General features: G+C 44.0%; 26 protein-coding genes. 21 read left to right on the top strand and 5 right to left on the bottom strand.

The genetic code is table 11. From position 1 onward, the window contains the following. Nucleotides 1–122: 122 nt before the first annotated feature. The 8 genes from P8F77_RS12755 to P8F77_RS12720 all read left to right on the top strand — a co-directional run bounded on the left by P8F77_RS12755 (nucleotide 123) and on the right by P8F77_RS12720 (nucleotide 6849). Nucleotides 123–779 (top strand): tetratricopeptide repeat protein, encoded by a 657-nt coding sequence (locus tag P8F77_RS12755; protein ID WP_287519904.1) that lies wholly within the window; start codon nucleotides 123–125, stop codon nucleotides 777–779. 345 nt (nucleotides 780–1124) lie between these two features. Beyond that, nucleotides 1125–1547: a PTS sugar transporter subunit IIA gene (locus tag P8F77_RS12750; RefSeq protein WP_024726932.1), complete on the top strand. Its 423-nt coding sequence runs from the start codon at nucleotides 1125–1127 to the stop codon at nucleotides 1545–1547. Then, a complete protein-coding gene (locus tag P8F77_RS12745) occupies nucleotides 1547–2020 on the top strand; it encodes a mannose/fructose/sorbose PTS transporter subunit IIB (protein ID WP_024726933.1) in 474 nt (157 codons plus the stop codon). Before P8F77_RS12750 ends, P8F77_RS12745 begins: the two co-directional genes overlap by 1 nt. 27 nt (nucleotides 2021–2047) lie before the next feature. Continuing rightward, nucleotides 2048–2878 carry a PTS mannose/fructose/sorbose transporter subunit IIC gene (locus P8F77_RS12740; RefSeq protein ID WP_024726934.1) on the top strand — a complete coding sequence of 277 codons (831 nt, stop codon included), beginning with the start codon at nucleotides 2048–2050 and terminating at the stop codon, nucleotides 2876–2878. 20 nt (nucleotides 2879–2898) lie between these two features. Next, on the top strand, nucleotides 2899–3741 hold the full coding sequence (locus P8F77_RS12735; RefSeq protein ID WP_287519907.1) for a PTS system mannose/fructose/sorbose family transporter subunit IID: 843 nt from the start codon (nucleotides 2899–2901) through the stop codon (nucleotides 3739–3741). Between the two features lie 23 nt (nucleotides 3742–3764). Beyond that, nucleotides 3765–5027: a zinc-binding dehydrogenase gene (locus P8F77_RS12730; protein ID WP_024726936.1), complete on the top strand. Its 1263-nt coding sequence runs from the start codon at nucleotides 3765–3767 to the stop codon at nucleotides 5025–5027. 13 nt (nucleotides 5028–5040) lie between these two features. Then, nucleotides 5041–5889, top strand: coding sequence for a MurR/RpiR family transcriptional regulator (locus tag P8F77_RS12725; protein WP_024726937.1), 849 nt, complete (start codon nucleotides 5041–5043; stop codon nucleotides 5887–5889). Between the two features lie 144 nt (nucleotides 5890–6033). Beyond that, nucleotides 6034–6849, top strand: coding sequence for an SDR family oxidoreductase (locus P8F77_RS12720; protein WP_347256144.1), 816 nt, complete (start codon nucleotides 6034–6036; stop codon nucleotides 6847–6849). Nucleotides 6850–7044: 195 nt separating this feature from the next. Here P8F77_RS12720 and P8F77_RS12715 read toward each other — a convergent pair whose 3' ends face one another. Both P8F77_RS12715 and P8F77_RS12710 read right to left on the bottom strand, forming a co-directional pair. After that, a complete protein-coding gene (locus P8F77_RS12715; protein ID WP_347256143.1) occupies nucleotides 7045–7560 on the bottom strand; it encodes a hypothetical protein in 516 nt (171 codons plus the stop codon). Between the two features lie 76 nt (nucleotides 7561–7636). Then, nucleotides 7637–8008, bottom strand: coding sequence for a DPCD protein (locus tag P8F77_RS12710; protein ID WP_095143020.1), 372 nt, complete (start codon nucleotides 8006–8008; stop codon nucleotides 7637–7639). 753 nt (nucleotides 8009–8761) lie between these two features. On the opposite strand from P8F77_RS12710, the gene P8F77_RS12705 reads away from it, so the two are divergent. From P8F77_RS12705 to P8F77_RS12645, 13 genes are all read left to right on the top strand, one after another. Then, the gene (locus tag P8F77_RS12705; RefSeq protein ID WP_347256142.1) at nucleotides 8762–9175 is read left to right on the top strand and encodes a transcriptional regulator GutM; all 414 of its coding nucleotides are present in this window, start codon (nucleotides 8762–8764) and stop codon (nucleotides 9173–9175) included. Nucleotides 9176–9215: 40 nt separating this feature from the next. Further along, nucleotides 9216–10454 carry a GTPase HflX gene (hflX, locus tag P8F77_RS12700; RefSeq protein WP_287519053.1) on the top strand — a complete coding sequence of 413 codons (1239 nt, stop codon included), beginning with the start codon at nucleotides 9216–9218 and terminating at the stop codon, nucleotides 10452–10454. Between the two features lie 8 nt (nucleotides 10455–10462). Continuing rightward, complete coding sequence (locus tag P8F77_RS12695) at nucleotides 10463–10957, top strand: CAT RNA binding domain-containing protein (RefSeq protein ID WP_024726943.1); 495 nt, start codon at nucleotides 10463–10465, stop codon at nucleotides 10955–10957. Nucleotides 10958–11162: 205 nt separating this feature from the next. Next, nucleotides 11163–11426, top strand: coding sequence for an HPr family phosphocarrier protein (locus P8F77_RS12690; RefSeq protein ID WP_006568975.1), 264 nt, complete (start codon nucleotides 11163–11165; stop codon nucleotides 11424–11426). 33 nt (nucleotides 11427–11459) lie between these two features. Further along, nucleotides 11460–13169, top strand: a complete 1710-nt coding sequence (gene ptsP / locus P8F77_RS12685) for a phosphoenolpyruvate--protein phosphotransferase (RefSeq protein ID WP_024726944.1) — start codon at nucleotides 11460–11462, stop codon at nucleotides 13167–13169. A gap of 145 nt (nucleotides 13170–13314) precedes the next feature. Then, nucleotides 13315–13536 carry a zinc ribbon domain-containing protein gene (locus P8F77_RS12680; RefSeq protein WP_148458956.1) on the top strand — a complete coding sequence of 74 codons (222 nt, stop codon included), beginning with the start codon at nucleotides 13315–13317 and terminating at the stop codon, nucleotides 13534–13536. Further along, a complete protein-coding gene (locus P8F77_RS12675) occupies nucleotides 13533–14441 on the top strand; it encodes a radical SAM protein (protein WP_024726946.1) in 909 nt (302 codons plus the stop codon). The genes P8F77_RS12680 and P8F77_RS12675 overlap by 4 nt, the downstream gene beginning before the upstream one ends. Before the next feature lie 12 nt (nucleotides 14442–14453). Then, the gene (locus tag P8F77_RS12670; RefSeq protein WP_270430319.1) at nucleotides 14454–15206 is read left to right on the top strand and encodes a copper homeostasis protein CutC; all 753 of its coding nucleotides are present in this window, start codon (nucleotides 14454–14456) and stop codon (nucleotides 15204–15206) included. 101 nt (nucleotides 15207–15307) lie between these two features. Further along, nucleotides 15308–15892 (top strand): TVP38/TMEM64 family protein, encoded by a 585-nt coding sequence (locus P8F77_RS12665; RefSeq protein ID WP_270430320.1) that lies wholly within the window; start codon nucleotides 15308–15310, stop codon nucleotides 15890–15892. Nucleotides 15893–16042: 150 nt separating this feature from the next. After that, nucleotides 16043–17230 carry a [FeFe] hydrogenase H-cluster maturation GTPase HydF gene (gene hydF / locus P8F77_RS12660; RefSeq protein WP_270430321.1) on the top strand — a complete coding sequence of 396 codons (1188 nt, stop codon included), beginning with the start codon at nucleotides 16043–16045 and terminating at the stop codon, nucleotides 17228–17230. A gap of 78 nt (nucleotides 17231–17308) precedes the next feature. Then, nucleotides 17309–18769: a glutamate--tRNA ligase gene (gene gltX / locus P8F77_RS12655; protein ID WP_148458960.1), complete on the top strand. Its 1461-nt coding sequence runs from the start codon at nucleotides 17309–17311 to the stop codon at nucleotides 18767–18769. After that, nucleotides 18766–20622 (top strand): ATP-dependent helicase, encoded by a 1857-nt coding sequence (locus P8F77_RS12650; protein WP_287519043.1) that lies wholly within the window; start codon nucleotides 18766–18768, stop codon nucleotides 20620–20622. The genes gltX and P8F77_RS12650 overlap by 4 nt, the downstream gene beginning before the upstream one ends. A gap of 1 nt (nucleotide 20623) precedes the next feature. Further along, nucleotides 20624–21223 (top strand): DUF1653 domain-containing protein, encoded by a 600-nt coding sequence (locus P8F77_RS12645; RefSeq protein WP_148458962.1) that lies wholly within the window; start codon nucleotides 20624–20626, stop codon nucleotides 21221–21223. A gap of 38 nt (nucleotides 21224–21261) precedes the next feature. Here P8F77_RS12645 and P8F77_RS12640 read toward each other — a convergent pair whose 3' ends face one another. From P8F77_RS12640 to P8F77_RS12630, 3 genes are all read right to left on the bottom strand, one after another. Next, nucleotides 21262–22530 (bottom strand): hemolysin family protein, encoded by a 1269-nt coding sequence (locus P8F77_RS12640; RefSeq protein ID WP_148458963.1) that lies wholly within the window; start codon nucleotides 22528–22530, stop codon nucleotides 21262–21264. A 228-nt stretch (nucleotides 22531–22758) separates the two neighbouring features. Then, nucleotides 22759–23379: a response regulator transcription factor gene (locus tag P8F77_RS12635; protein ID WP_148458964.1), complete on the bottom strand. Its 621-nt coding sequence runs from the start codon at nucleotides 23377–23379 to the stop codon at nucleotides 22759–22761. Continuing rightward, nucleotides 23376–24464 (bottom strand): histidine kinase, encoded by a 1089-nt coding sequence (locus P8F77_RS12630; RefSeq protein WP_148458965.1) that lies wholly within the window; start codon nucleotides 24462–24464, stop codon nucleotides 23376–23378. Before P8F77_RS12630 ends, P8F77_RS12635 begins: the two co-directional genes overlap by 4 nt. Between the last annotated feature and the right edge of the window lie 181 nt (nucleotides 24465–24645).

Here is a 24645-nt window from a genome sequence, read left to right as displayed (position 1 = left end):
TTTTTATCACTATTGGAGGAGCGCATTTCAAAGCGTGACGGAAATAGTGATAAAAAACTCATGAATTTTCGGACGTGTTGTGTTAAAATCTAAATGACTTGAAGTGAAAAGGAGAATATGACATGGATAAGAAATTAAAAGCAGTCCTGATCGCGGTGCTGGTTATTGTCGTCGGCGGTGCGGGATTTCTCGGATATGAGTATGTGACTCAGAAACTTACGGCAAATGACGGAATTGAGCTGCTCTCCAAGGGTGAATACCAGAAAGCGTATGAAGCATTTGAAAAAGCAGGCAGTAAAAAGACTCTTTTGTGGACAAACCAGAAAAATGATGTGATGTTTTATCAGGCGGAAGCTCTCTGCCGGCTGAAGCGTTATAAAGATGCCATTCGCATTTATGACCGGATCATAGAGAAAAAGCCGCAGGGCAGGGCTTATGAATGGAAAGCACTTTGTTACGTGGGATTAGAACACGAAGAACAGGCACTGGAGGTCTGCAGTGAAGGGATACGTTCTCTTCCCTCAGAAGGAGAAAGTTATTATGCCAAGTATAGTATTCTTGCGAAGCAGAAGAAGTACGATGAAGGACTTTCTGTTGTAAGTGAAGCTTTGAAGCAGAATCTTACCACCAAGAAAAAAGAGCTGATGTTTGCAAGGATCAGCCTTTATGAAGCTAAATTTGATTTTAAAACAGCATACCATTATGCAAAAGAATATGTAAAAGCCTATCCGGACGATGAAAAAGGAAAAAAAGAAGCTACTTTTTTAGAAACCAGATAGTACACTTTGTCTGCAGGGCAGAAATCAAGAGTTCCATTTACGGAACTCTTTTTTTATTTCATAGGGAAGTTCTCTGACCTTCCCTATGAAATAAAAACGTTTTGCATCTGTCATACAAAGTTGTCAAGTCCTTTAAAGATTGAGGGGTTGGGGGCGTTGAATTGGATTTGCCCACTTTGTTATGCAAAAGCAACAAATTTTGTTAAGAAAATTTGTGCGAAATAAAGTTTTGTTTCTTGAAAAATATATTGACAAAATAAAATTTTGTATTTAAAATATATACATAAAATAAAGTTTCGCAAAAAATAATGAAACAAAATAAAGTTACTTTGAAGGAGGATAAGTATGAAACTGATCATCGCTGCCCACGGGCAACTGGCACAGGAAGTGGTCAATTCAGCGAATATGGTTTTCGGCGGAATTGAAAATGCTGAAGCTGTTACCTTCGTTCCTGGTGAAAATGCCGACGATCTGAAACAAAAGTACGAGGAATGTATGACAGAGGGAGAAGATGTACTGTTTTTGGTGGATCTGTTCGGAGGAAGCCCATATAATGCGGCATTTCAGATCACAGCACAGACTGAAAACACAGATGTGATTTCCGGACTGAGCCTTCCGATGCTCCTTGATGTGGTTGGCATCAGAGAGACATGCAAAGAGATCCGTCCATGGGAAGTGTATGACAAACTTGGAAAAGACACTTACATAAAATCATGCAGAAGTTTATTAAAACAACAAAAAGAGGAAGAAGAGGAGGATGAATTATAATGAAGATTAATTTATGCAGGATCGACGACAGACTGATCCACGGACAGGTCGCAACTGTCTGGGCAAAAGAGGCAAATGCGGAAAGAATCATCGTGTGCAGTGATGAGGTGGCAAAGGATGATATCAGAAAGACCCTGCTTTTACAGGTGGGACCTCCGGGAATCAAAGTCAGCGTAGTTGATATCGCCAAAGCAATCCGTGTTTACAACAATCCTAAATATGAAAACGACACAGTGTTTTTATTGTTTACATGTCCTCAGGATGTGTTAAGGATGATCGAAGGCGGTGTGCCGATCACAAGCGTCAACATCGGAGGAATGGCTTTCAAAACAGGGAAAGAACAGATTACAAAAGCTGTTTCTGTGGATGAAAGCGATAAGGATGCTTTCCGCAAAATGCATGAGAGAGGCGTAGAACTGGAAATTCGTCCGGTAGCTACAGACAACAGAATCGACTTAATGACTAAAATCTGATAGAGGAATGAAAAGGGAGGAACTATTATGGGATTATCAGGAATTCAAATTGTATTGCTGTTTATCGTATCTTGTATCGTAGGAATGGGAAGTGTGCTGGATTCTTTTCAGACACACAGGCCACTGATTGCATGTACATTGGTGGGAATCATTCTCGGTGATGTGAAGACCGGAGTTATGCTTGGGGGTACTCTTGAGATGATCGCTCTCGGATGGATGAATATCGGAGCAGCACAGTCTCCGGACTCTGCACTTGCCAGTGTTATTTCTACCATTCTCGTTATCGTAGGAAATCAGTCTGTATCTGCAGGAATTGCCATCGCCCTTCCGGTTGCAGTTGCAGGACAGGTGCTGACCGTGCTGGCAAGAACCGTCACAATCTTCTTCCAGCATGCGGCAGATAAATATGCGGAGGATGCAAACTTTAAGATGATTGACATCTGTCATATCACTGCTCTTGCAGTCCAGGCACTTCGTGTTGCGGTTCCATGTCTTTTAGTATCTATGGTTGTCAGCCCGACAGGGGTTCAGAGTATGCTGAACATGATCCCTGACGTGATCACAACAGGACTTTCCGTAGCCGGAGGATTCATCGTAGTCGTTGGTTATGCAATGGTGCTGAACATGATGGGAGCAAAATATCTTATGCCGTTTTTCTTCCTTGGATTCGTCATTGCGGCATTCACAGACTTCAACTTAGTTGCTTTTGGAATCATGGGTATCGTATTCGGGCTTATTTACATACAGCTAAATCCAAAATTCAATATGCCGAAAGCTGTGCCGGCAGCCGCTGCTCCTGCAGGAGGGGCATCCATGGATGCAGGTTTAGATGACGACTTAGACGACGAATTAGATTAGGAAAAGGGAGGAAACAGGATATGAGTGAAGAAATCAAGAACACAGAAAATACATTGACAAAAAAAGACCGTGTCAGCATGTTTTTAAGGAGTAATTTCCAGCAGGCATCCTTCAACTTTGAGCGTATTCATGCTCTCGGATTTGCATTCGACATGGTGCCGGCCATCAAACGGCTTTATCACACAAAAAAGGAACAGTCAGAAGCATTAAAGCGCCACATGACCTTCTTTAATGTAACACCGGGCTGTGTCGGACCGGTACTCGGAGTAACCGCGGCCTTGGAAGAGACAAAGGCAAATGGTGCAGACATCGACGAGGGAACGATCGGAAGCATCAAAATCGGTTTGATGGGACCTCTGTGCGGAGTCGGCGATCCGATCTTCTGGGGAACCCTTCGTCCGATCACAGCAGCGATCGGTGCATCTATGGCATTGACTGGAAATATTTTAGGACCTGTATTATTCTTTGTACTTTTTAACGCTGTCCGTCTGGCCGCTTTATACTTTGGATTGGAGTTCGGTTACAAAAAGGGACTGGATCTTGTAAAGAATCTGGCAGGAAACATGCTCCAGAAAGTTACAGAATGTGCTTCCATCTTAGGACTGTTCGTCATGGGTGCTTTAGTTTCAAAGTGGACCACGCTTAATGTGCCGTTGGTAGTGTCTAAAGTCACTGCAAACGGAAAGACAACGGTCACAACGGTCCAGAATATTTTAGACCAGCTTATGCCGGGACTGTTAGGACTTGTTTTGACTTTAGTTGTATGCCGTCTGTTAAAGAAGAATATCAGCCCGATTCTGATCATCTTTATCTTATTTGCAGTCGGTATCATCGGCTATGGATTGGGCATTTTAGGAGCATAAAGATTCTCTGGGAGGAGTGAAGAATGAAGACAAAAGCAGTAAGACTGTATGGACAGGAAGATATAAGACTGGAAGAATTTGAACTTCCTCCGATCAAAGAGGATGAGATTCTTGCTGAGGTTGTGACAGACAGCCTGTGCATGTCCAGCTATAAGGCAGCGATACAGGGCGAAAAACATAAAAAGGTGCCGGAAGATATCAAGGAGCATCCGATCATTCTGGGACACGAGTTCTGCGGGGTAATCCTTGAAGTAGGAGAAAAGTGGAAAGACCGGTATCAGGCAGGAGATAAGTTTGTGATCCAGCCGAACATCGGGACAAAAAACGGATACGCGCCGGGCTATTCCTATCCTTATGCAGGCGGAGACGCAACAAAGATCGTACTGATGAATCAGATCATGGAAAACGGTTCTCTTTTGAAATACAACGGGGAGTCCTTCTTTGAAGGCTCCCTGGTGGAACCGCTGTCCTGTGTGGTGGGGGCTTTCAACGCACAGTACCACCACAAGAAAATGTACAGCTATGAACATGTCATGGGGGTCAAAGAAAATGGAAATATGGCGATCTTAGGGGCTACCGGTCCCATGGGATTCCTGGCCATTGACTTTGCGCTGCACGGCCCGAAGAGACCGAAATTGTTAGCGGTTACCGGCAGGACTGAGTCTAAACTGGATCTTGCGAGGAAGCTGTATACAGAAGAAGAGGCGGAAAAACAGGGAATAAAACTTGTCTACGTCAATACGGGACAGATGGAAGACTTCAGCGGGCCTTTGCGGGAATTAACAGAAGACGGACGGGGTTTTGACGATGTCTTTGTCTTTGCACCGAATGAGCAGATGGTAACCCAGGGAGAAAAGCTTCTGGCCTTCGACGGATGCCTGAATTTCTTCTCCGGACCTGCCGATACCGGATTTACGGCTCCTGTGAATTTTTACAATGTACATTATAATTCCACACATTTCATCGGTACAAGCGGAGGGAATACGGATGATATGAAGCAGTCTGTCGAGCTGATCGAAAATAAGACTGTAAATGTGGCAAAGATCGCAACCCATGTGCTTGGACTCGACCAGGTGGCTGAAACGACGAAGCAGCTTCCGAACCTTGGGGGAGGGAAAAAGGTCGTCTATACGCACAGGAAGTTTCCGCTGACCGAAGTTGACAAGCTCAGCGAAATAAGTGACAATAAATTAAAAGAAGGACTCGGTCCGATTCTTGAAAAACATGGTCACTTATGGAGCGCAGAAGCAGAAGCATACTTTTTAGAAAACGCTCCAAAGATTTGAAAGGGAGAGTTTTATGGCAAAGGAAGCAACGGTAAGGAATCAGATATTTTCCGCGTATGACAGCTTGTTTGATGCCGAGAAGAAGGTTGCGGATTATCTGATGAACCATCAGGAAAAGGCGATTGAGATGTCAGTTTCGGAGCTGGCGGGTGCATGTGAGGCCAGCCAGGCGACAATTGTCCGTTTTTGCAAGAAGATCGGCTGCAACGGCTATCACCATCTGAAGATCAAGATGGCGAAGGAGATGCGGGAACAGGATAACCATGAGTTTTCTAACGAGATCAGCATCGACAATATCGAGCAGTCACTGATGAATATCATGGCCAGCAAGATGGAAGAACTGAAAGAGACTCTGAGCAGCATTGACGGAAAGATGCTCAGGGAGATCATAGATCTGATACTGAACGCCAATGTAGTGGAGTTCACGGCCATGGGAAATACGATCCCGATCGCGCTGGACGGGTCTTATAAGTTCAATCAGCTCGGAATCCCTGCAGTCGGCTCTACCATTTGGGAGACTCAGGAAGCTTATGCAAGGACCATGAGAAAAGGTGATGTCATGATCGCTGTTTCCGCCTCCGGAGCTTCCAGACATCTGCTCAATATGGCTAATATTGCCAAAGAAAACGGAGTGAAAGTGGTGGCTATTACCAACCAGGCAAAGTCACCCCTTGCGGAGGCAAGTGACTATACGCTGGTGACCGCAACAAGGGAACAGGTATTCCACGACCAGGTCAGTTTTACAAGAATGGCTGCCATGGCGGTGATTGACAGCCTTTTCCTGCTGCTGTTCTCAACAAAATGGGACTCTTTCAAAAACTTGACAGAACATGAGCAGTCAGTGGCGGAAGATAAGATTTAAGTTTTTTATCACGGTTTTCGTTTCATTTTAAAATCCCTCCTCCAATGAGTGATAAAAAACTTTTTATCATAAGATGTATTTTTACGGCATCAGAGCAAACAGAATGTAGTACGAAAAATAAGCTTTTAATTGGAGGATTTTTTTATGAACGAATCATGGTTGGGCCTTAACGGCAAAACAGTCATCGTAACCGGCGGAGCATCCGGAATCGGGAAAGCAGTTGCCCAGGAATTTTTAAACGTGGGATGCAATGTGGTTGTTTCCGACATGGCGCCGGAAGCGCCGGAGGTTGACACTGCAGCCGGCAGGTTCCATTACGTGAAGACAGACGTGACCAGTGCAAAAGAAGTGGATGCCATGGCAAAAGAAGTGGTGGATACATTCGGAACCGTGGATGTACTGGTAAACAACGCGGGGATCAATATCCCGAGACTCCTGGTAGACCCGAAAGAGCCGAAAGGACAGTATGAACTGGACGAAGCAGTATGGGATAAAGTATGCAGCGTCAATTTAAAGGGAGTGTTCTTCTGTGCACAGGCGGTCGGAAGACTTCTTGTAGAAAAGGGAGAGGGAGTCATCATCAACATGTCTTCAGAGAGCGGACTGGAAGGGTCCGAGGGACAGAGCGTGTACGCGGCGACAAAGAACGCAGTGAATTCCCTGACGAGGAGCTGGGCAAAGGAATTAGGAAAGCAGGGAGTGCGCGTGGTAGGAGTGGCACCGGGGATCATGGAAGCAACGGGGTTAAGGACACTGGCGTATGAATCAGCGCTGGCGTACACAAGAGGGATCACAGTGGATGACTTAAGAGCGGGCTACAGCAAGACGTCAACAACACCGCTCGGAAGATCCGGAAAGCTCTCCGAAGTGGCAGACATGTGTGTATATCTGGCAAGCAAAAGATCTTCTTATGTACACGGTGTGACCATCAATGTAGCCGGCGGAAAGACCAGAGGATAAGAACAAAAATATATTTGAATAGCATTTATTTTTAAATAGGTGCCGCATGTTTAAATGTGGCACCTTTAGTAATTGTTTAGTTTATCAATCTATTTTCATATATAAAAATGAGGGAATCATAAATATGTCGGTTTTATTTATGATTCCCTTATAAACTATATTTGTAGCATCCCTATTGTATTAAAGATTATATTGTTATTTATATAAATAAAGGGGGAAAGAACAAGTCCAGCTACTTCCACGTTTTAAGGTTGTTTGCCAAGTACCTCCGATAAAAGAAGAGCTATGCTTTGGCGCATATTTTTTAAAACCTGTTTTGTAATCAAATTCCAAAGTTGGATATTTGTTTTTTTGTTGATTTACTCCAGCTGCTGGATTTAAAGTTCGGAAAAAAACAATTTTAGTTTTAACACTTACTCCGGGCTGAACATGTTTTTTTACTTTTCCTACAATTCGATCTAATCTCGCAGTTGTACTTTTTGTGGTAAAATATATACGTAATGTAAAGTATACGCTACTGGTCCTGTCCCATTTGCCATCTCCATAATCACCAGCATAAACATTATTATGAAATAATTTGATTAATGATGCCTGCTCTTTAATTTGAGATAGGTCTTCAGTAGAAGCCGTCAGTATCTTAGAATTATGCTCCTTGTCCTCAATTTCATAAGTTTTTAGGAGATATTTGCTATCGCCATTTTCTAATTTCATAACTTCGTTTTTGACCTTTCCATGTTTCAGGCCGTACTTATACAACGTTTTACTATCTTGTTCTGTAAGATTTTCCTTAAGCATCTCCTTTCTTGGTGAAGTGAGAAATAATAGTATTTAGATATCCCCCTAAATAAAGAAAGAAAACTAAAAAATAATTATCAAAATTGCCGACAAAATTAGTTCTTATAAGGTAAATCCAAAGAATAATAGGAAGGAAGATGCTAAGCAAACATAATATAATTGTCATATTGTGCTTTAAAATAAATGGCAAACGTTTGGAAAAAAAGCAGATAAATAAACCTAGCAAAATAATAAAAATATACTTTAGAATATATATTTTAATAACAGATTCAGAATATAATGGAATTTGATCTTCTAAACCTGTAATTATATATGCCAATATATAGGAAATAATAGGAATAATAAATAAATATAATTTTTTCATAGAGATACCTCCTCGTATAATATCTTTTAGATACATTAAATGTACCTTGATAACTAAATAAAATTTGTTCAATAGGCTTAGTAAAGCCCATGGTATAATTGTTCTTAGTGTCAATCAGGTAATAGTTCTGTTACCTCCTGTTGAACCAGAAATGGTTGCTTCATAGTGAGTCTGTTCCCCTGACACGGATGTTAGCTTCAAACCTGCTCATCTATTAAAGTGAAACCATTGTCATCACTTCAATCTAAACGAATAATAGTTAATAATTTAAAAAACAACTAAATGGATAATTCAGTCTTTTTACTATTATATGAGATATGGGGAAATATTGCAATAGATTAGAATAAATTTGTAAGTTGTTACAAAATAAATTTAATTAAATTAATTTATGGAATATTAATATATGTAATAAGTAATCCCTCTATTAGGCTTAAGACATGGTAAATGTTTATAATTATACTTTCAATTTTTGTAATATTTGAAATGAAAGAAATCTACAAACAAAAAGATAATTTAGGTGATTGTGAATTTTGCCTAACTACGTAGTTATAAAATTGACTGTTATATCTGTTTTCAAAGGATTAGATGTTGTTATTTTTAATCCTCTATTCTATAATCATAAACAAAAGCAAGATTAGAATGATATTTAAGTGCACAGGTAAAGAGTGAATAGTTTTAGTTACGTTCAGTATATAAGGAATTTGTAAATGATTACATTTGGAGAAATAAAAAGGGAAGAGGTAATGTATGATTATGGAAATAGTGATAGGAATTATTATAATTGTGGGAATTTTCGCATTTATCGGATATTCTTATATGATCAAGCAGCAGTCAGATGAGGTGAGAAAACTGTATGCAGATTTCAGGGAGACCTATGGAAAAGATTATCAGATTGGGTTTGGGTTGTGTAAGGGAACCGTTTTTAACAAAGAATACATAGTGATCCTTGCTGCAGACAAGGACAAAAAAGTGATTGATGCTGTGTCGGCGGAAGGATCCGGAATGGAATGGAGCCATGGGACCGCTTCTGAGTATATTGGCATGGATATCTCAAAATATAAAACAGAGCAGGAAGAAAAGAAAAAGAAGCAGACGCTGTATGAAAAAGGGGAACAGGAAATGACTCCAAAGGAAAAAGCATTGACGATGGCTGTGAAAAATATTTAAAATTTGAGTGTTAGAAGCAAAGCGGCAGGAAAGGAACAGAATGGAAGAAATACTGGAGCAGAAAAAAGAAAGAGTGATACTGGTGGGTGTGTGTCTGGGAGAACCCAGGGAAGCCGAGGAATCCCTGGAAGAGTTAGAAGAACTTACAAGGACTGCAGGAGCTTTAGTGGAAGGAAGCATTCTCCAGGCCAGAGAACAGGTCCACCCCGGTACTTATGTGGGAAAAGGTAAGATAGAGGAGATCCGGGATCTTTTATTTGAGACAGAGGCAGACGGTATTGTGTGTGACGATGAGCTTTCACCGGCACAGCTTGCAAATCTCTCACAGATATTGGATATCAAGGTGATGGACCGGACACTGGTGATCCTGGACATTTTCGCTAAGCGTGCCCGGACAAAAGAGGGAAAGATCCAGGTGGAGCTGGCCCAGCTCAGATACCGCGCCACAAAGCTGACCGGAAAGGGAGTAAGCCTTTCAAGGCTAGGCGGCGGTATCGGCACGAGAGGGCCGGGGGAAAAGAAGCTTGAGATGGACAGGCGTCTGATCCGCACACGGATATCCCATTTAAAAGCTGAACTTTCCGGGGTGATCAAACACAGGGAAGTTCAGAGAAAGCAGCGGCAGAGAAACCATACACCTGTGGTCTGTATTGTCGGTTATACCAATGCCGGGAAATCCACGCTGTTAAATTACTTTACGGATGCCGGAGTCCTGGAAGAGGACCAGCTGTTTGCCACACTGGATCCCACCACAAAAAGTGTTGTGTTAAACAGCGGGCAGACCATCCTTATGACGGATACGGTTGGATTTATCAGAAAGCTTCCGCATCATCTGGTAGATGCATTTAAGAGTACACTGGAAGAGGCTAAGTACAGTGATGTGATCCTTCACGTGGTTGACTGCTCCAATCCATGTATGGAGCAGCAGATGGAGGCTGTCTATGAGACATTAAATCAGCTCGGCATCAAGGATACGCCTGTGATCACGGCATTTAATAAGATAGACCAGGCAGATAAAGGCATTCTTTTGAAGGATGTCCATGCGGATGAAACTGTAATGATTTCCGCCAAAGAGGGTACAGGAACCGGGGATCTCTTAAATGTGATCGAAGACGTCCTGAGCAGACAGAAAATTTATTTAGAGAAAAAATACGGTTATGACGAGGCGGGAAAGATCCAGGCCATCAGAAACCACGGACAGCTTATAAAAGAGGAATACCGGGATGACGGCATTTACGTGGAGGCTTATATACCAAAAGAAATCTTAGGAATGGTGTAGGAGGACGTATGATTATACAGAAAGTGATTAACAATAATGTGGTCAGTACCTTTGATACGAACAACCATGAGGTTATTCTCATGGGAAAGGGCATAGGATTCCGGAAAAAGGCAGGGGATGAACTCGACAAGACAAAGATTGAGAAGATTTTTACACTGGATCAGCGGGAAAAAAGTCCATTTATCCAGGAAGTGCTCGCTATTATCCAGGAATTTTATGAGATCAGTTTCAAGACAGAGCTGCCTGCCTATCAAAGATTTATTACGCATCTGGAATATCTGGAAAACAGCATCAAATCCGGAGAGTCACATTCTGTGGAAGATGAAGAGGATGATGTGGAGTTTTATGAGAGAAATCAGAAGAAATATCCGGAGGCTTATATATGCAGCCAGAAAATTGTCGAGCATATTGAAGGACATTACGGCTATACCCTGTCCGTAGATGAAAAAATGTACCTGATCATCTATGTAAAACGGCTGATCCTGGAAGCCGGCATCCAATAGGAATTTGTTGTGGTTTCAGTTGACATTTGGACGGGTTTTTGATAAGATTTAGACATTGAATATTGGATTGTGACTGGTAATGCAGGCAAGACCTTTTTGATAGATGTAAGCTGAGATTCGCGCATTTATTAAGGGGTCTTTTTGTTTTTTTCAGCTCAGTCCGTCATTTATTAACTAAAATTTACAGAATGAAGGAGATTTTATTATGGTATCTAAGAAGTTTGTAATTGAAAACGAGCAGGGATTACACATGAGACCGGCAGGAGTTTTAGCAAAGGCAGTAACAAAGTTTGAATCTGATGTCACCATCGTTTTCGAGGACAAGAAGATCAATGCAAAGAGTCTTCTGAACATCATCGGAGCATGTATCAAATGTGGTTCAGAGATTGAACTTGTATGTGAAGGTCCTGATGAGGAAGCAGCTTTAGCTCATGCGACAGAATTAATTGAATCTGGTTTAGGTGAATAATTAATCTCATTTTACAAAGGGGACAGGTGGCATATGTATAAAGGTATTGGAGCATCTGCGGGAATCGGCATCGGTAAAGTTGTTGTGATAAAGGAACAGAGCCTGGATTACAAAAAGGAGACAATTACAGACGCCGAAGCAGAAAAGAAAAGATTAAGCGAAGCGATCGAAGTGTTCATCGATAAGACAACCAAGATGGTGGAAGCCATGAAGGTGACTGCCGGAGAACAGGAATCTGAGATTCTGGAGGGACATATCCTCATGATCCAGGACCCTGCGATCAAAGAGCAGATCGATGCGAAGATCGATGACGAAAAGATCAATGCGGAAGCTGCCGTCGAGGAAGCATGTGATTTCTTTGCACAGATTTTTGCCATGGCTGAAGATGAATTGACCCAACAGAGAGCATCTGACTTAGGAGATATTAAAACAAGATTAATCAAGATCTTATTAGGGATCGAGGAAGTAGATATCAGCGCTGTTCCGGAAGGAACTGTCCTGGTTGCGGAAGATTTGACCCCGTCCATGACTGCCGGCATCAACCCGGCCAATGTCGAGGGTGTACTGACAGAGATCGGAGGCAAGACTTCCCACTCTGCGATCATCTGCCGTTCCATGGAGATCCCGGCAGTACTTAGTGTTGAGAATATCGTTTCCATCGTTAAAGACGGAGATGTTGTCGTATTAGACGGAGCGACAGGAGAAGCATATGTAAATCCTGAAGATTCTGTCCTGGAAGATTACAAGGCTAAGAAAGCGGCATATCTGGAAGAGAAAGCGGCTCTGTCCAAGTTCATCGGACAGGCGTCTCAGACTGCTGACGGACGTGTAGTTGAACTGGTTGCCAATATCGGCGGGCCGGACGAGGCTGCAAGAGTTGTTGAGTGCGACGGAGAAGGTGTGGGACTGTTCCGTACAGAGTTCTTATTCATGGACCGTGACAGCGTTCCTACCGAAGAAGAACAGTTCAAAGCATACAAAACAGTTGCAGAGACTCTGGAAGGAAAACCTGTGATCATCCGTACTCTGGATATCGGAGGAGACAAGGCACTTCCTTATCTCGGATTAGAGACAGAGGAAAACCCGTTCCTTGGTTTCCGTGCAGTGCGTTTCTGCCTGAAACGTCCTGACATTTACAGACCTCAGCTGAGAGCTTTATTGAGAGCCAGTGCATTCGGAAAGATCCGCATCATGGTTCCGCTTGTAACATGTGTGGACGAACTCCGTGCTGTAAAAGCACTGCTTGAAGAAATCAAAGGAGAATTAGACGCAGAAGGCATTGCATATAACAAAGACGTAGAAGTCGGCGTTATGATGGAAACTGCTGCTGCAAGCTTAATTGCCGACATTTTGGCAAAAGAAGCAGATTTCTTCAGCATCGGTACCAACGACCTGACAGGATATACTATGGCGGCTGACAGAGGAAACTCTGACGTGGCTTACCTGTACTCAGCATATAACCCGGCAGTACTCCGTTCAATAAAGAACATCATCGGGGCTGCAAATAAAGAGGGTATTATGGCTGGTATGTGCGGTGAAGCTGCCAGCGATCCGCTGCTCGTACCGGTACTTCTTGCATTCGGACTGAACGAATTCTCTGTTAGTGCAACTGCGATCCTTGCCACAAGAAAAGTAATGTCCTTATGGACTATGGACGAAGCAAAAGCTTTGGCAGAGGAAGTTATGCAGCTGACAACAGAAGCAGAAGTAAAAGCTTTATTGGAAGAAAGAGCCAGAAGCTAGGCTTTATAATGTATGATAGATTCTCAGGAGATATGATCTGTATACAGACATATCTTCTGAGAGTTTTTTTGTTTACGCGAACCTGTTTTTTTACTATAATAGATAGTAAGAAATAATTAGAAAAGCTTTGAAGGGAGCATTAATTATGGATCAAAATATTGAGAGAAGACAGTTTGTCTGTCCCAAATGCGGATGCAACTCCTATGAACATGATCAGTTTCAGGCCACCGGAGGGAATTTTGCCAAGATTTTTGATATACAGAATAAAAAGTTTATTACCATCAGCTGTACCCGCTGCGGATTTACCGAGTTATATAAGAGCCAGACTTCAGAAGGTATGAACATTCTGGATTTTCTTATGGGATGACCGGAAAAGTGCAGGAGAACGAATACAGAGAGATTCAATGTTCCGCGGCCTGCAACCGGGTCCGCGGAAGATTTCCTTACCACTGGGATTTGAATATATACAGGGGATGTGCCCACCGCTGCCAGTATTGCTTCGCTCTTTATTCCCATCAATATATGGAGTCGGATGATTTCTATCATGAGATTTTTGTCAAGACGAACATAGCAGAGCGGCTGGAACGCCAGTTAAAGAGCAGGAACTGGGATCATCAGGTTATTAACCTTGGAGGCGTGACAGACAATTACCAGCCGGCAGAGGAGCAGTACAGGATCATGCCGGAGCTTTTAAAGCTTTTGATCCGATTTGAGAATCCGGCTATCATTTCTACAAAGTCTGATTTAATATTGAGAGACTATGACCTGATCGATCAGTTATCCAGAGTAGCCTACGTAAACATTGCGGCGACGGTCACCACCATGGACGAAGACATAAGGAGCGTATTGGAGCCGGGAGGGGTTTCTTCCTCACGGAGGTTTGATGTTCTCAGTGAATTTCGAAAGACAAATGCGTCCACGGGTGTCCATATGATGCCTGTTATTCCAGACATTACAAGCACCAGAGAGAATCTGGAGGCTGTATTTTCTGAGACAAAACAGAGAGATATCCATTATCTGATCACATCGAATTTGAATTTAAAGGGACCAACCCGGGCCGTATTTTTTAACTTTGTAAGAGAAGAATTTCCGCAGTATGAACAACGTCTGACCAGGCTGTTCAGTTATGGAAAAGAATATAAGGATTATAAAAAAGATTTATTTCAAAGGATTTCGGAGGTCCGCACCAAGTATGAAGTCCAAACGGATTTCAGAAGCATTATAAAAGAAAAAAATGCCCAGTTTGAGGCAGAACAGCTGTCGTTTTTCTAGGAGGTAATGACTATGGGAGAGATTATGTTGGAATGTTGTGTAGACTCTTTTGAGTCCGCAAGGGCAGCAAAAGAGGCAGGGGCAAAGAGGCTTGAACTCTGCGCTGACCTGATGATCGGCGGGATCACACCCAGTCCTAAATTATTGGAAATGATCAAGATACGGCTCGACATCCCAGTCCATGTGCTCATCCGGCCAAGGTTCGGAGATTTTTTATACACTGATGATGAGTTTTCTCTCATGAAAAGTGAGATCCACCATTTCAGGGAACTTGGGGCAGACGGCGTGGTGTTTGGATGCCTTACAAAAGACGGACGGCTGGATATGAGACGTATGGAAAGCCTGATGCAGAAGACGATGGGGATGTCCGTCACACTGAACAGGGCATTTGATATGTGTGTGAATCCCTATGAGGCGATGGTCCAGGCGATTGAACTGGGCATTGACGCCGTACTTACATCCGGGCAGAAAAATTGCTGTACTGATGGAAAGGAACTTCTGAAAAGCCTTCTGGAAGTGGCAGGAAAAGATATCACAGTTATGGTCGGATCAGGAGTTAACGCAGCTGTGATCGAAGAGTTTTTAAAAGAAGCTCCTTTTCAGGCATTCCATATGTCTGGCAAGAAGACGGTTCAGAGCGGGATGGAATACCGAAAACCGGATGTCAGCATGGGACTGCCGATGATGAGTGAGTATGAACGTTTTGTCACCGATACAGAGGAGATTAAAAAAGCTGCGGCTGTGATAGAGAAGTATAGTTCATAGCTGATCCGATAGAATTGTAAGAATTTTGTTATGTATTTGTCTGCCGGATTTCAGAACTGTCCGCTATGATAGAGATAGTAAAAGAAAGGCGGTGTCAGTTTATGAGCAGACAAGCAGTAAAAAAAGCGACAAATTTCACAACTCTGGTGTTGATCGGAGCGTTGATCATATTTTCAGTTTACGGTTATCAAAAAGGAATTTTTACAAACAGAGATCAGCTGGAACTGTTTATACGGCAGAGCAGTTTTTGGGGACCGCTTCTGTTTATTGTGATCCAGATCGCACAGGTTGTCATAGCGGTGATTCCGGGAGGACTGACCTGTCTGGCAGGAGTCGTCTTTTTCGGACCCTGGTATGGTTTTTTATACAGTGCTGTCGGGATACTCATCGGTTCCTGCATTAATTTTTACCTGGCAAGACGATACGGAGAAAAATTCATCAGGCTTTTTGTAAACGATGAGACATATGAAAAGACCAGGAAAAAGTTTTTGACCGGAAAAAAGTTTGACGTTGTGTTTACAGCTGCGATCCTTCTTCCGTGTGCACCGGATGATGTACTGTGTATGCTGGCGGGGCTTACGGATATGTCATGGAGAAAGTTTTTAACGATTCTTTTTCTGGGGAGGCCGGTCACGATCGTGGTATACAGCCTGGGAGGCGCCATGCTCCCGCTGCTGCTGCGGTAGGCGCAAAACCAATAAAGATATAAGGTAACAGGCGGGACAGCATAAGACTGTTCGGCCTTTTATTATTTTTGTTCTATTGATTCAAAACATCCGGTGGTATATACTGAAAAAGAAATCAGCCGACGAAGAAAGAGATAAAGGAGACAGACGATGGGTTTAAACGAGACGCCGAGAGGAGACAGAATTCATATCGCATTGTTTGGAAGGAGAAACGCAGGAAAATCCAGCATAGTTAATGCATTGACCGGTCAGGAGCTGGCGATTGTTTCAGACGTGAAAGGTACGACCACAGATCCGGTCTGCAAGGCAATGGAACTTTTGCCCCTGGGACCGGTTGTGATGATCGACACCCCTGGGCTGGATGATGAGGGTGAACTGGGAGAAAAGAGGGTGAAGAAGGCGAAAGAAGTGCTGAGAAAGACAGACATCGCCCTGGTCATAGCGGATGCGAAAACAGGCCTTACGGAGTTTGAACAGGGAATCCTTGATCTGATCAGGGAGAGAAAGCTGCCCTATCTGATCGTATATAACAAGACGGATCTGGCAGGCAGAGACAGGGCAGAAGATAACGATCATACCTGCTTTGTCAGCGCGGTGACAAAAGAAGGCATCTTTGAGCTGAAAGAGGCTATCGGAAAGCTTCTCCCAGAAGAAGAACAACCAAGACAGATCGTGGGCGACCTGATCTCGCCGGGAGACTTTGTGGTTCTTGTCGTGCCCATCGACTCGGCGGCTCCAAAAGGGCGGCTCATCCTTCCGCAGCAGCAGACGATCCGGGATATTCTGGAGCATGATGCCTGCTCTGTTGCAGTCAAAGAATCTGAACTGGAGCACACACTTAAGCATCTTGGGAGAAAGCCTTCTCTGGTTATTACAGACTCTCAGGCATTTGAACAGGTGGCCGCCATCGTGCCGGAAGATATTCCTCTGACATCTTTTTCGATCCTTTTTGCCAGATACAAAGGGGATCTTTTGGAGGAAGTGAGGGGAGCGAGGGCTGCCAAGCATTTAAAGGACGGTTCCAGGGTCCTGATCGCGGAAGGCTGCACCCATCACCGTCAGTGCGATGATATCGGAACGGTCAAGATACCCGGATGGCTTACAGAATATACAGGAAAGCAGCTCATCTTTGAGACGTCCAGCGGGAGCACATTTCCGGAGGATTTAAGCGGCTATGATCTGATTGTTCACTGTGGGGGATGTATGCTGAATCCGAAAGAAATGAAGCACAGAATAGCGTCCTCTGTAAAAGCGGAAGTGCCTATTGTAAACTATGGAGTCTTGATCGCCGACATGAAGGGAATTCTAAATCGGAGCCTTCAGCCTTTCGGACTCTGAAAATCCGGAGGGAGTCTTGACCAGAAGCGGGGTTCTTGAGATAATAGACAAGATAACGAAAGAAAGGATTTGAAACAGATGAGTAAAGTTAGAACCAGATTTGCCCCGAGCCCTACGGGAAGAATGCATGTAGGGAATTTAAGAACAGCATTATATGCCTACCTGATCGCAAAACATGAAGGCGGAGATTTTTTGCTGCGCATAGAAGATACAGACCAGGAGCGTCTCGTAGAGGGAGCCGTCGACATTATTTATAATACCCTTGCAAAAGCAGGACTTGCCCATGATGAAGGGCCGGATAAGGACGGCGGATGCGGCCCTTACGTCCAGAGTGAGCGTCAGGCGGCAGGCATCTATATGGATTATGCAAAGAAGCTGATCGACAAGGGAGAGGCTTATTACTGCTTTTGTGACGAGGAGAGGCTTTCTAGCCTGAAGGTCAAATCAGGAGATGTGGTAGTCAGCCATTATGACAAACACTGCCTGAATCTGAGCAGTGAAGAAGTGGAAGAAAAATTGAAATCCGGCATCCCTTATGTGATCCGCCAGAACAATCCTACCGAGGGCACCACAACGTTTGTGGATGAAATTTATGGTGAAATTACAGTGGAAAACATGGAATTGGACGATATGATCCTTATTAAGTCCGACGGATATCCTACTTATAACTTCGCGAATGTTGTGGACGACCATCTGATGGGGATCACCCATGTGGTCCGGGGAAATGAATACCTTTCATCTACGCCGAAATACAACAGGCTCTACGATGCATTCGGATGGGAGAAACCGGTCTATGTACACTGCCCGCTCATCACGGATGAGGAACACAAAAAGCTGAGTAAACGGAGCGGACATTCTTCTTTCGAGGATCTGCTGGAGGCAGGGTATCTGCCGGAGACGATTGTAAACTTTGTGGCCCTGCTCGGATGGAGTCCGGGAGGGGAAAGAGAGATCTTTACGCTGAAAGAACTGGAAGAAGCATTTGACTATCATCATATGTCCAAGACTCCGGCCGTCTTTGATATGACGAAACTTGCATGGATGAACGGGGAATATATCAAGGCTATGGACGATGATAGATTCAAAGAAATGGCCATGCCGTATGTGAAGGAAGTCATCACAAGAGATGTGGATACTGATAAAATCCTTTCTATGGTCAAGACACGGATCGAGCTGTTTACAGAGATTAAGGACCATATTGATTTTTTTGAAAATGTGCCGGAATATGACAGTGCCATGTACCAGCACAAAAAGATGAAGACAACAAAAGAGTCTGCGCTGGAAGTGCTGAAAGAAATCGTGCCGGTATTTGAAGCGCAGGAAGATTTCAGCAACGATGCCCTCTATCAGACACTGCTTGGGTTTGCAAAGAGCCACGAGGTCAAAAACGGCTATGTCATGTGGCCGGTCCGCACGGCTGTGTCAGGCAAGCAGATGACTCCCGGCGGGGCATCTGAACTCATGGAGATTCTGGGGAAAGAGGAGTCTGTAAAAAGGCTTTGTGCTGCTGTTGAAAAATTAGAGGCAGAGCTTTCATGACAGAATGGAATGAGGCCCAGACAAAGGCCATCACCCACAAAGACGGCCCGATGATGGTCCTTGCCGGGCCGGGGTCCGGGAAAACTACAGTCATCACAGAACGGACAAAATATCTGATCGAACACTGCGGGGCAAACCCCTCCAATATCCTGGTCATCACCTTTACAAAGGCAGCGGCAGCTGAGATGAAGGAACGTTTTTTGAAACTGGCAGGGAGATCCCTGCCAGTTTCTTTCGGTACCTTTCACGCAGTTTTTTTTACGATCTTGAAGCATGCGTACAGCTTTCGGCCGGGGTGTATTCTGCCGGAGCATAAAAAGTATGATCTGCTCCGTGAAATTATCACGGACCGGAATCTGGAAACAGGAGATGAACCGGATTTCCTGCGTTCCCTGATCAGTGAGATCAGCCTCGTAAAAGGACAGCTTCTTTCTATGTGCTATTATCACAGCCAAAGCTGTGCGGACAGTATATTTCAGCTGATTTACAAGGAATACAATGAAAAACTCCGGAAAAACCAGTGGATGGACTTCGATGACATACTGGTCTATACGTACAGCCTTCTGAAGGAGAGAGAGGACCTGCTGGCTGCCTGGCAGAACAAATTTCAATACATTCTGATTGACGAATTCCAGGATATCAGTCCGATCCAGTATGAGATCATAAAGATGCTGGCTGCGCCAAAAAATAACCTGTTTATTGTGGGGGATGACGACCAGTCTATTTACCGGTTCAGGGGTGCGAAACCAGAAATTATGCTTGGATTCCCCAACGATTATAAAGATACCGAAATGATCCGGCTGGACATCAATTACCGTTCCAGTCCGGAAATCGTGGAGGCATCGCAGAAAGTGATCCGTGCCAACAAAAAGAGGTTTGACAAAGAGATAAGATCCTGCCGGGACAGAGAAATTCCAATAGAGCTCAGGACATTTAAAGACCAGCAGGAAGAATGTACTTATGTGGCAAAGAGACTCAGGGACGAATATCAAAAGGGACATCCCTATGAGGAGGCATCAATTTTGGTCAGGACTAACCTTGGAGCCAGGACTATGCTCGGAAAGCTGATGGAATTTAATATCCCTTTTACGGTGAAAGACGGGATTCCAAGTCTGTTTGAGCATTGGATCGCAAGAGATATCATAGATTATATGAGGATGGCGCTCGGTGATCGGAGACGGAGCACTTTTTTGAGGATCATGAACCGGCCCAAGCGCTATATCAGCAGAGAATATATAGATCAGCCGGAGATTTCCTTTGAGAATCTGAAGGAGAAGACAAGAAACAAGGAATGGCTTTATGACTATATCGAGGAGTTGGAGGAAGACCTGAGGCTTTTAAAGGATATGACACCGTTTCTTGCGGTCACCTACATAAGAAAGTCTGTCGGGTACAATGCATTTTTGGCGGAATATGCAAAAATTCGGAAACTGAAGGAGGAAGAACTCACCGATGTGCTGGAGGAACTTCAGGAGACTGCCAGAGGATATGACACTTATGAAGAGTGGTTTGATTTTATAAGGCGTTATACAGAGGAGCTGAAGGCACAGTCCGAGAGCGGAGATCAGGAAAAACAGGGAGTCGTCATAAGCACGCTTCACAGCGCAAAAGGGCTGGAATACGAGAGAGTGTTTCTCATTGATGTCAATGACGGGGTAATTCCATATAAAAAGGCTGTGAAGACAGAAGAATTGGAGGAAGAGCGGCGGATGTTTTATGTGGGAATGACCAGGGCAAAGAAATATCTGCATGTCTTTTCTGTGGAAAAGATGTATAATAAAGACAGTAAAGTGTCGGATTTTATCCTTCCTTTAGAGGGGAAGAGGAGAAAGCAGCAGAAGGGAGCGCAGTGATATGAAACAGAGGGCAATACCCAGACCGGGGGATTTTTATAAACATTTCAAAGATAAATTGTATCAGATTATAACGGTGGCCGAACACTCAGAGACCGGAGAGGCGCTTGTCATTTACCAGGCTTTGTACGGGGAATATAAAACCTATGCCAGACCGCTGTCCATGTTTTTGAGCGAAGTGGACGATGAAAAATATCCGGGAGTCAGCGCAAAATACCGGTTTGAACGCGTGGATGTCAGAACGTACCAGAGTATCACAGACCTCCACCAGATCAGCGATATTTTAGAAAGACACAGGGAGATGCCAAAACCAGAGGCGAAAGCACCGGAATCGCTGCCGGAAAAAGAGATGCCAAAGCCCGGGGGACACTGTCAGGAAAAAGAACAGCAGGATCTTCTGATCCGTTTTCTGGACGCTGAGAGCAATGAGGAACGACTGGAAATTCTTCGCAGGAATGAAGACAAGATCTCTGAGACAGTACTGGATTCCATCGGCCTTTCCATGGACTTTCCGTTAAGCGGCGATGACCGGGGAAAGAAGCTTCGTGAGCTGGAAGGCTTTATCAAGACGAAGATGAAGTATGAGAAGACAAGAAGATAAAAAAGAGGGAAAGCATGTGTGATCTGCTTTCCCTTTCGTTATATCTGCGGAGTTTTTTTGATGATCTGGATTTGTTCCAATCTGTTTTTTTCAACTTTTCGCACTTTGAAATCGAAGGACGCATCCGATGCGGTCTCTCCCTCGGACGGAAGATGATCCAACAGTTCTATCACATATCCGCCTACGGAATCGTAGTCTTCGGACTCGATCTCCGTATCGATTAAATCGTTTAAATCGTCAAGCTTTAAGGACGCGTTTACCAGATAGGAGCCGTCATCAAGTTCCTGGAAGCTTTCTGATTCATTGTCGTCGTACTCGTCCCGGATCTCTCCCACGAGTTCTTCTAAAATATCTTCCAGCGTGATCAGACCGGCTGTAATCCCGTATTCATCCAAAACGATGGAGAAGCTGACATTTTCCTGCTGCATCTGAGCTAACAGGCTGGATATCTTCTGGGTCTCATAGGTGAAAAACGGTTTTCTTAACACGTCTCTGATATGAAAGATTTCTCCGCGGTGCAGTGTGCGGTAGAAATAGATATCCTTTAAATATACGATTCCGATGACCTTGTCCTTCGTCTCCTCATATACCGGCAGACGGGAATACTGTGTAGCCATAAACAGCTCCATTACCTCGTCGTAAGAAGCGTCGGCAGATACAAACGTAATATCGATTCTCGGGATCATAATGTCCTTGGCAATGGAGTCTTTAAAATCAAAGACATTATAAATCATTTCTTTTTCATCTTTTTCGATAACACCGTCTTCATGGCTGGCGTCTACGATCGTTCTCAGCTCCCTCTCTGTCATGACCTGTTTTGACTGCTTTGCATCGATCCGCAGCAGCATCAGGAGGCCTGTGGAGAGCTTATTGATGACGATCACTACCGGGGTCAGGACTTTGGTCACATAGTAGATGACGGGTCCGAAGCGGAGTGCAAGGTTCGTATTTTTGATAGTCGCATAGGTCTTCGGAGTGATCTCACCGAAAATCAGGACGAGAATCGTAAGAACACCGGTTGCGATCCCTGCTCCTGCACTTCCGAAAACATCAATGGCTAATGTAGTGGCCAGAGATGTGGCAGAGATATTTACAAGGTTATTTCCGATCAGGATGCTGCTGAGCATGGCTGCCGGGTTCTCGATCAGCTGAAGTACTCTTTTGGCTTGTCTGTTGCCGTCTTCCACTAAAGCGCGGATGGTATGAACGTTTACTGTCGTAAGCGCAGTCTCCGACGACGAGAAAAATGCCGACAGAGCTAGTAAGATAATTAAGATACATAATCTTAATATGACACTGGGGTCCAAATAAAATCCCTCCTAAATGATATGGTTTATAGTGTGAGCTTTTTTACCGCTATTTCCGTCGTACTTTAAAATGCGCTTCTAGAATAGTGGTAAAGTCATTTTCAGGATACTGCCTTTTGTTTTCAGGTTGTCAGCTCCTGCGGAAAATGTTTTGTAGTTACGATAATTTTACTAGTCAAGCGGGGAAGTGTCAAGTTTTGCCTTGCCGGCCGTCTTTCTTAAAGGCGGTTATTTATGCTGATAGTAAAAAACAGCAAGCTGTGTCCGGTCTCTGAGCTCCAGTTTGTCAAGGATCACACTCAGATAATTTCTTATTGTTCCCTCGCTTAAAAACAGACATTCAGAAATTTCTTTATTGCTCATGCCTTTGGCTATGTATTCGATCAGGCGCAGCTCTTTTTCGCTGATGCCATAGTCAGAATAGGAAAAATGCTGTTTGTTTGAGATCAGATCTGGGATTTTTGAGATGATCTCATTTCCGAAAACGTTCTGACCGTTTTCCACCGCGTGGAGGGCAGGCAGGATGCTCTCGAAGTCCTGCTTCAGGATGTAGCCTTTTGCGCCGATATTCAGGGCGTCGATGATATATTCATCGTCAGAGAATGTCGTCAGGAACAGGATTTTAGAATCTGGATGTTTCCTGCGGATTTCTCTTGCAGCTTCGATGCCGTTCATGCTGTTCATCCGGATATCCATCAATAGAACATCCGGCTGATATGATTCATATAAAGAGACAGCCTCAGCACCGCTTGACCCCAGGGCCTGCACATGGACATCACCGGATGTCTCTAAAATTGTTTTCAAAGAAGCCGACACAAGTTTGTCGTCGTCGACGATAATGATATTCATGATTTACCTCCCGGCTGATAATATGCCGTATTGCGTGGAACAGTGATAAATATTTTAAAACCGCGTTCAAATGTAATGTTTATAGTGCCGTGAAAAGATTCGATCCGTTCTTTCATATTGAGCAGGCCCATACCGGAGGAATAAGATTCCGGTGCCGTGGACCCGTCGTCCTCAAATAGCAGCTGATAGAACGATGGATGTTCCCTCAGTACAAGACGAATCCGTGTTGCGTCGCTGTGTTTTACAGCATTTGTAAATGCTTCTTTTATGATCGCGGCAAAGCAAAACTGAAGGTTTTGAGGCGGAGGCTCGGATATATCATATTCCAGATCTACGCTGTACTCCGGATACCCGTGTATGATCTCGGCGACAGAGTCATGAAGACTCACAGATGATTCTTTAAGTCCGTGTACGCTGGTGCGGATACTGTCCATAGCAGTATTCAGAGTCTTAAGCAGTTCGGACAAAGGAGATGACAGCCTGCTGTCTTGATTCAGGACTTTGAGGGCGCCCAGCTGCAGGATCGAGCGGGAAAGCATATGCCCTACGTTGTCATGGATCTCTCTGGCAATCCGATTTCTCTCTTTCAGAGTTGCAAGGTGTATTTCCGTCTCTTGTTTTTCCATCAGGTACCGATTTTTCTTATTCAGCAAAAGATTCAGTTCCGTACTGTCATCTCTCAGTTTCTTAAACTTTTCCCTCATATTCTCAAGCTTTTGGGTGCGGACAGCCAGAAACAGGGAAAGCAGCAGACTGAGCACCAAATCGATGCGCAGGAAAAAAAGGCGGTTTATGAAATAAGGCACAGACGCCAAAATTAAAATAACACCGGGAAATTTTCGCCTGGTCCGGGTACAGTCATAACAAAACAGAGGCAGAAAAATACTGAAAACCGGGATAAAAAGACAGAGAACCCCATAGAAACCTGAGACTGTGAAAGACAGTTTTTCTTCATTTTTAAGGGAAAGAAAACAGGATGCCGTAAAAGCAGTAAGAAAAGCAATCACAGGCATCGTTCCTGGCTCTCTGGAAAGAAGGGGCAGAATAAAAAGCAGCAAAACAAATTTATCAATAAGTACAGACATAAAACCCTCCCACCTCAAAAATTACTTTAAGTATAACTTATCGCGCGAAGCGCGTCCACCCGAAGGTATATTCTACAGCGTGACGTGGTTTTTTCAGCACTATTGGAGGAGCGCATTTCAAAGTGCGACGGAAATAGTGCTGAAAAAATCATGACAAATGTCACCTCCACTCCTGACACAA

This window comes from Anaerostipes sp. PC18 (assembly GCF_039789045.1).
Classification (GTDB): Bacteria; Bacillota; Clostridia; order Lachnospirales; family Lachnospiraceae; genus Anaerostipes; species Anaerostipes hominis.
This window is presented reverse-complemented; position numbering and strand designations above follow the sequence as displayed.

Coding starts and splice junctions, on each gene's coding strand:
- P8F77_RS12630 (WP_148458965.1), bottom strand. CDS start 24,464: ATGTCTGTACTTATTGATAAATTTGTTTTGCTGCTTTTTATTCTGCCC.
- P8F77_RS12680 (WP_148458956.1), top strand. CDS start 13,315: ATGGATCAAAATATTGAGAGAAGACAGTTTGTCTGTCCCAAATGCGGA.
- P8F77_RS12705 (WP_347256142.1), top strand. CDS start 8,762: ATGGAAATAGTGATAGGAATTATTATAATTGTGGGAATTTTCGCATTT.
- P8F77_RS12665 (WP_270430320.1), top strand. CDS start 15,308: ATGAGCAGACAAGCAGTAAAAAAAGCGACAAATTTCACAACTCTGGTG.
- P8F77_RS12730 (WP_024726936.1), top strand. CDS start 3,765: ATGAAGACAAAAGCAGTAAGACTGTATGGACAGGAAGATATAAGACTG.
- gltX (WP_148458960.1), top strand. CDS start 17,309: ATGAGTAAAGTTAGAACCAGATTTGCCCCGAGCCCTACGGGAAGAATG.
- P8F77_RS12745 (WP_024726933.1), top strand. CDS start 1,547: ATGAAGATTAATTTATGCAGGATCGACGACAGACTGATCCACGGACAG.
- hflX (WP_287519053.1), top strand. CDS start 9,216: ATGGAAGAAATACTGGAGCAGAAAAAAGAAAGAGTGATACTGGTGGGT.
- P8F77_RS12720 (WP_347256144.1), top strand. CDS start 6,034: ATGAACGAATCATGGTTGGGCCTTAACGGCAAAACAGTCATCGTAACC.
- P8F77_RS12635 (WP_148458964.1), bottom strand. CDS start 23,379: ATGAATATCATTATCGTCGACGACGACAAACTTGTGTCGGCTTCTTTG.
- P8F77_RS12690 (WP_006568975.1), top strand. CDS start 11,163: ATGGTATCTAAGAAGTTTGTAATTGAAAACGAGCAGGGATTACACATG.
- ptsP (WP_024726944.1), top strand. CDS start 11,460: ATGTATAAAGGTATTGGAGCATCTGCGGGAATCGGCATCGGTAAAGTT.
- P8F77_RS12645 (WP_148458962.1), top strand. CDS start 20,624: ATGAAACAGAGGGCAATACCCAGACCGGGGGATTTTTATAAACATTTC.
- P8F77_RS12675 (WP_024726946.1), top strand. CDS start 13,533: ATGACCGGAAAAGTGCAGGAGAACGAATACAGAGAGATTCAATGTTCC.
- P8F77_RS12740 (WP_024726934.1), top strand. CDS start 2,048: ATGGGATTATCAGGAATTCAAATTGTATTGCTGTTTATCGTATCTTGT.
- P8F77_RS12710 (WP_095143020.1), bottom strand. CDS start 8,008: ATGAAAAAATTATATTTATTTATTATTCCTATTATTTCCTATATATTG.
- P8F77_RS12755 (WP_287519904.1), top strand. CDS start 123: ATGGATAAGAAATTAAAAGCAGTCCTGATCGCGGTGCTGGTTATTGTC.
- P8F77_RS12750 (WP_024726932.1), top strand. CDS start 1,125: ATGAAACTGATCATCGCTGCCCACGGGCAACTGGCACAGGAAGTGGTC.
- P8F77_RS12650 (WP_287519043.1), top strand. CDS start 18,766: ATGACAGAATGGAATGAGGCCCAGACAAAGGCCATCACCCACAAAGAC.
- P8F77_RS12725 (WP_024726937.1), top strand. CDS start 5,041: ATGGCAAAGGAAGCAACGGTAAGGAATCAGATATTTTCCGCGTATGAC.
- hydF (WP_270430321.1), top strand. CDS start 16,043: ATGGGTTTAAACGAGACGCCGAGAGGAGACAGAATTCATATCGCATTG.
- P8F77_RS12715 (WP_347256143.1), bottom strand. CDS start 7,560: ATGAAATTAGAAAATGGCGATAGCAAATATCTCCTAAAAACTTATGAA.
- P8F77_RS12695 (WP_024726943.1), top strand. CDS start 10,463: ATGATTATACAGAAAGTGATTAACAATAATGTGGTCAGTACCTTTGAT.
- P8F77_RS12735 (WP_287519907.1), top strand. CDS start 2,899: ATGAGTGAAGAAATCAAGAACACAGAAAATACATTGACAAAAAAAGAC.
- P8F77_RS12670 (WP_270430319.1), top strand. CDS start 14,454: ATGGGAGAGATTATGTTGGAATGTTGTGTAGACTCTTTTGAGTCCGCA.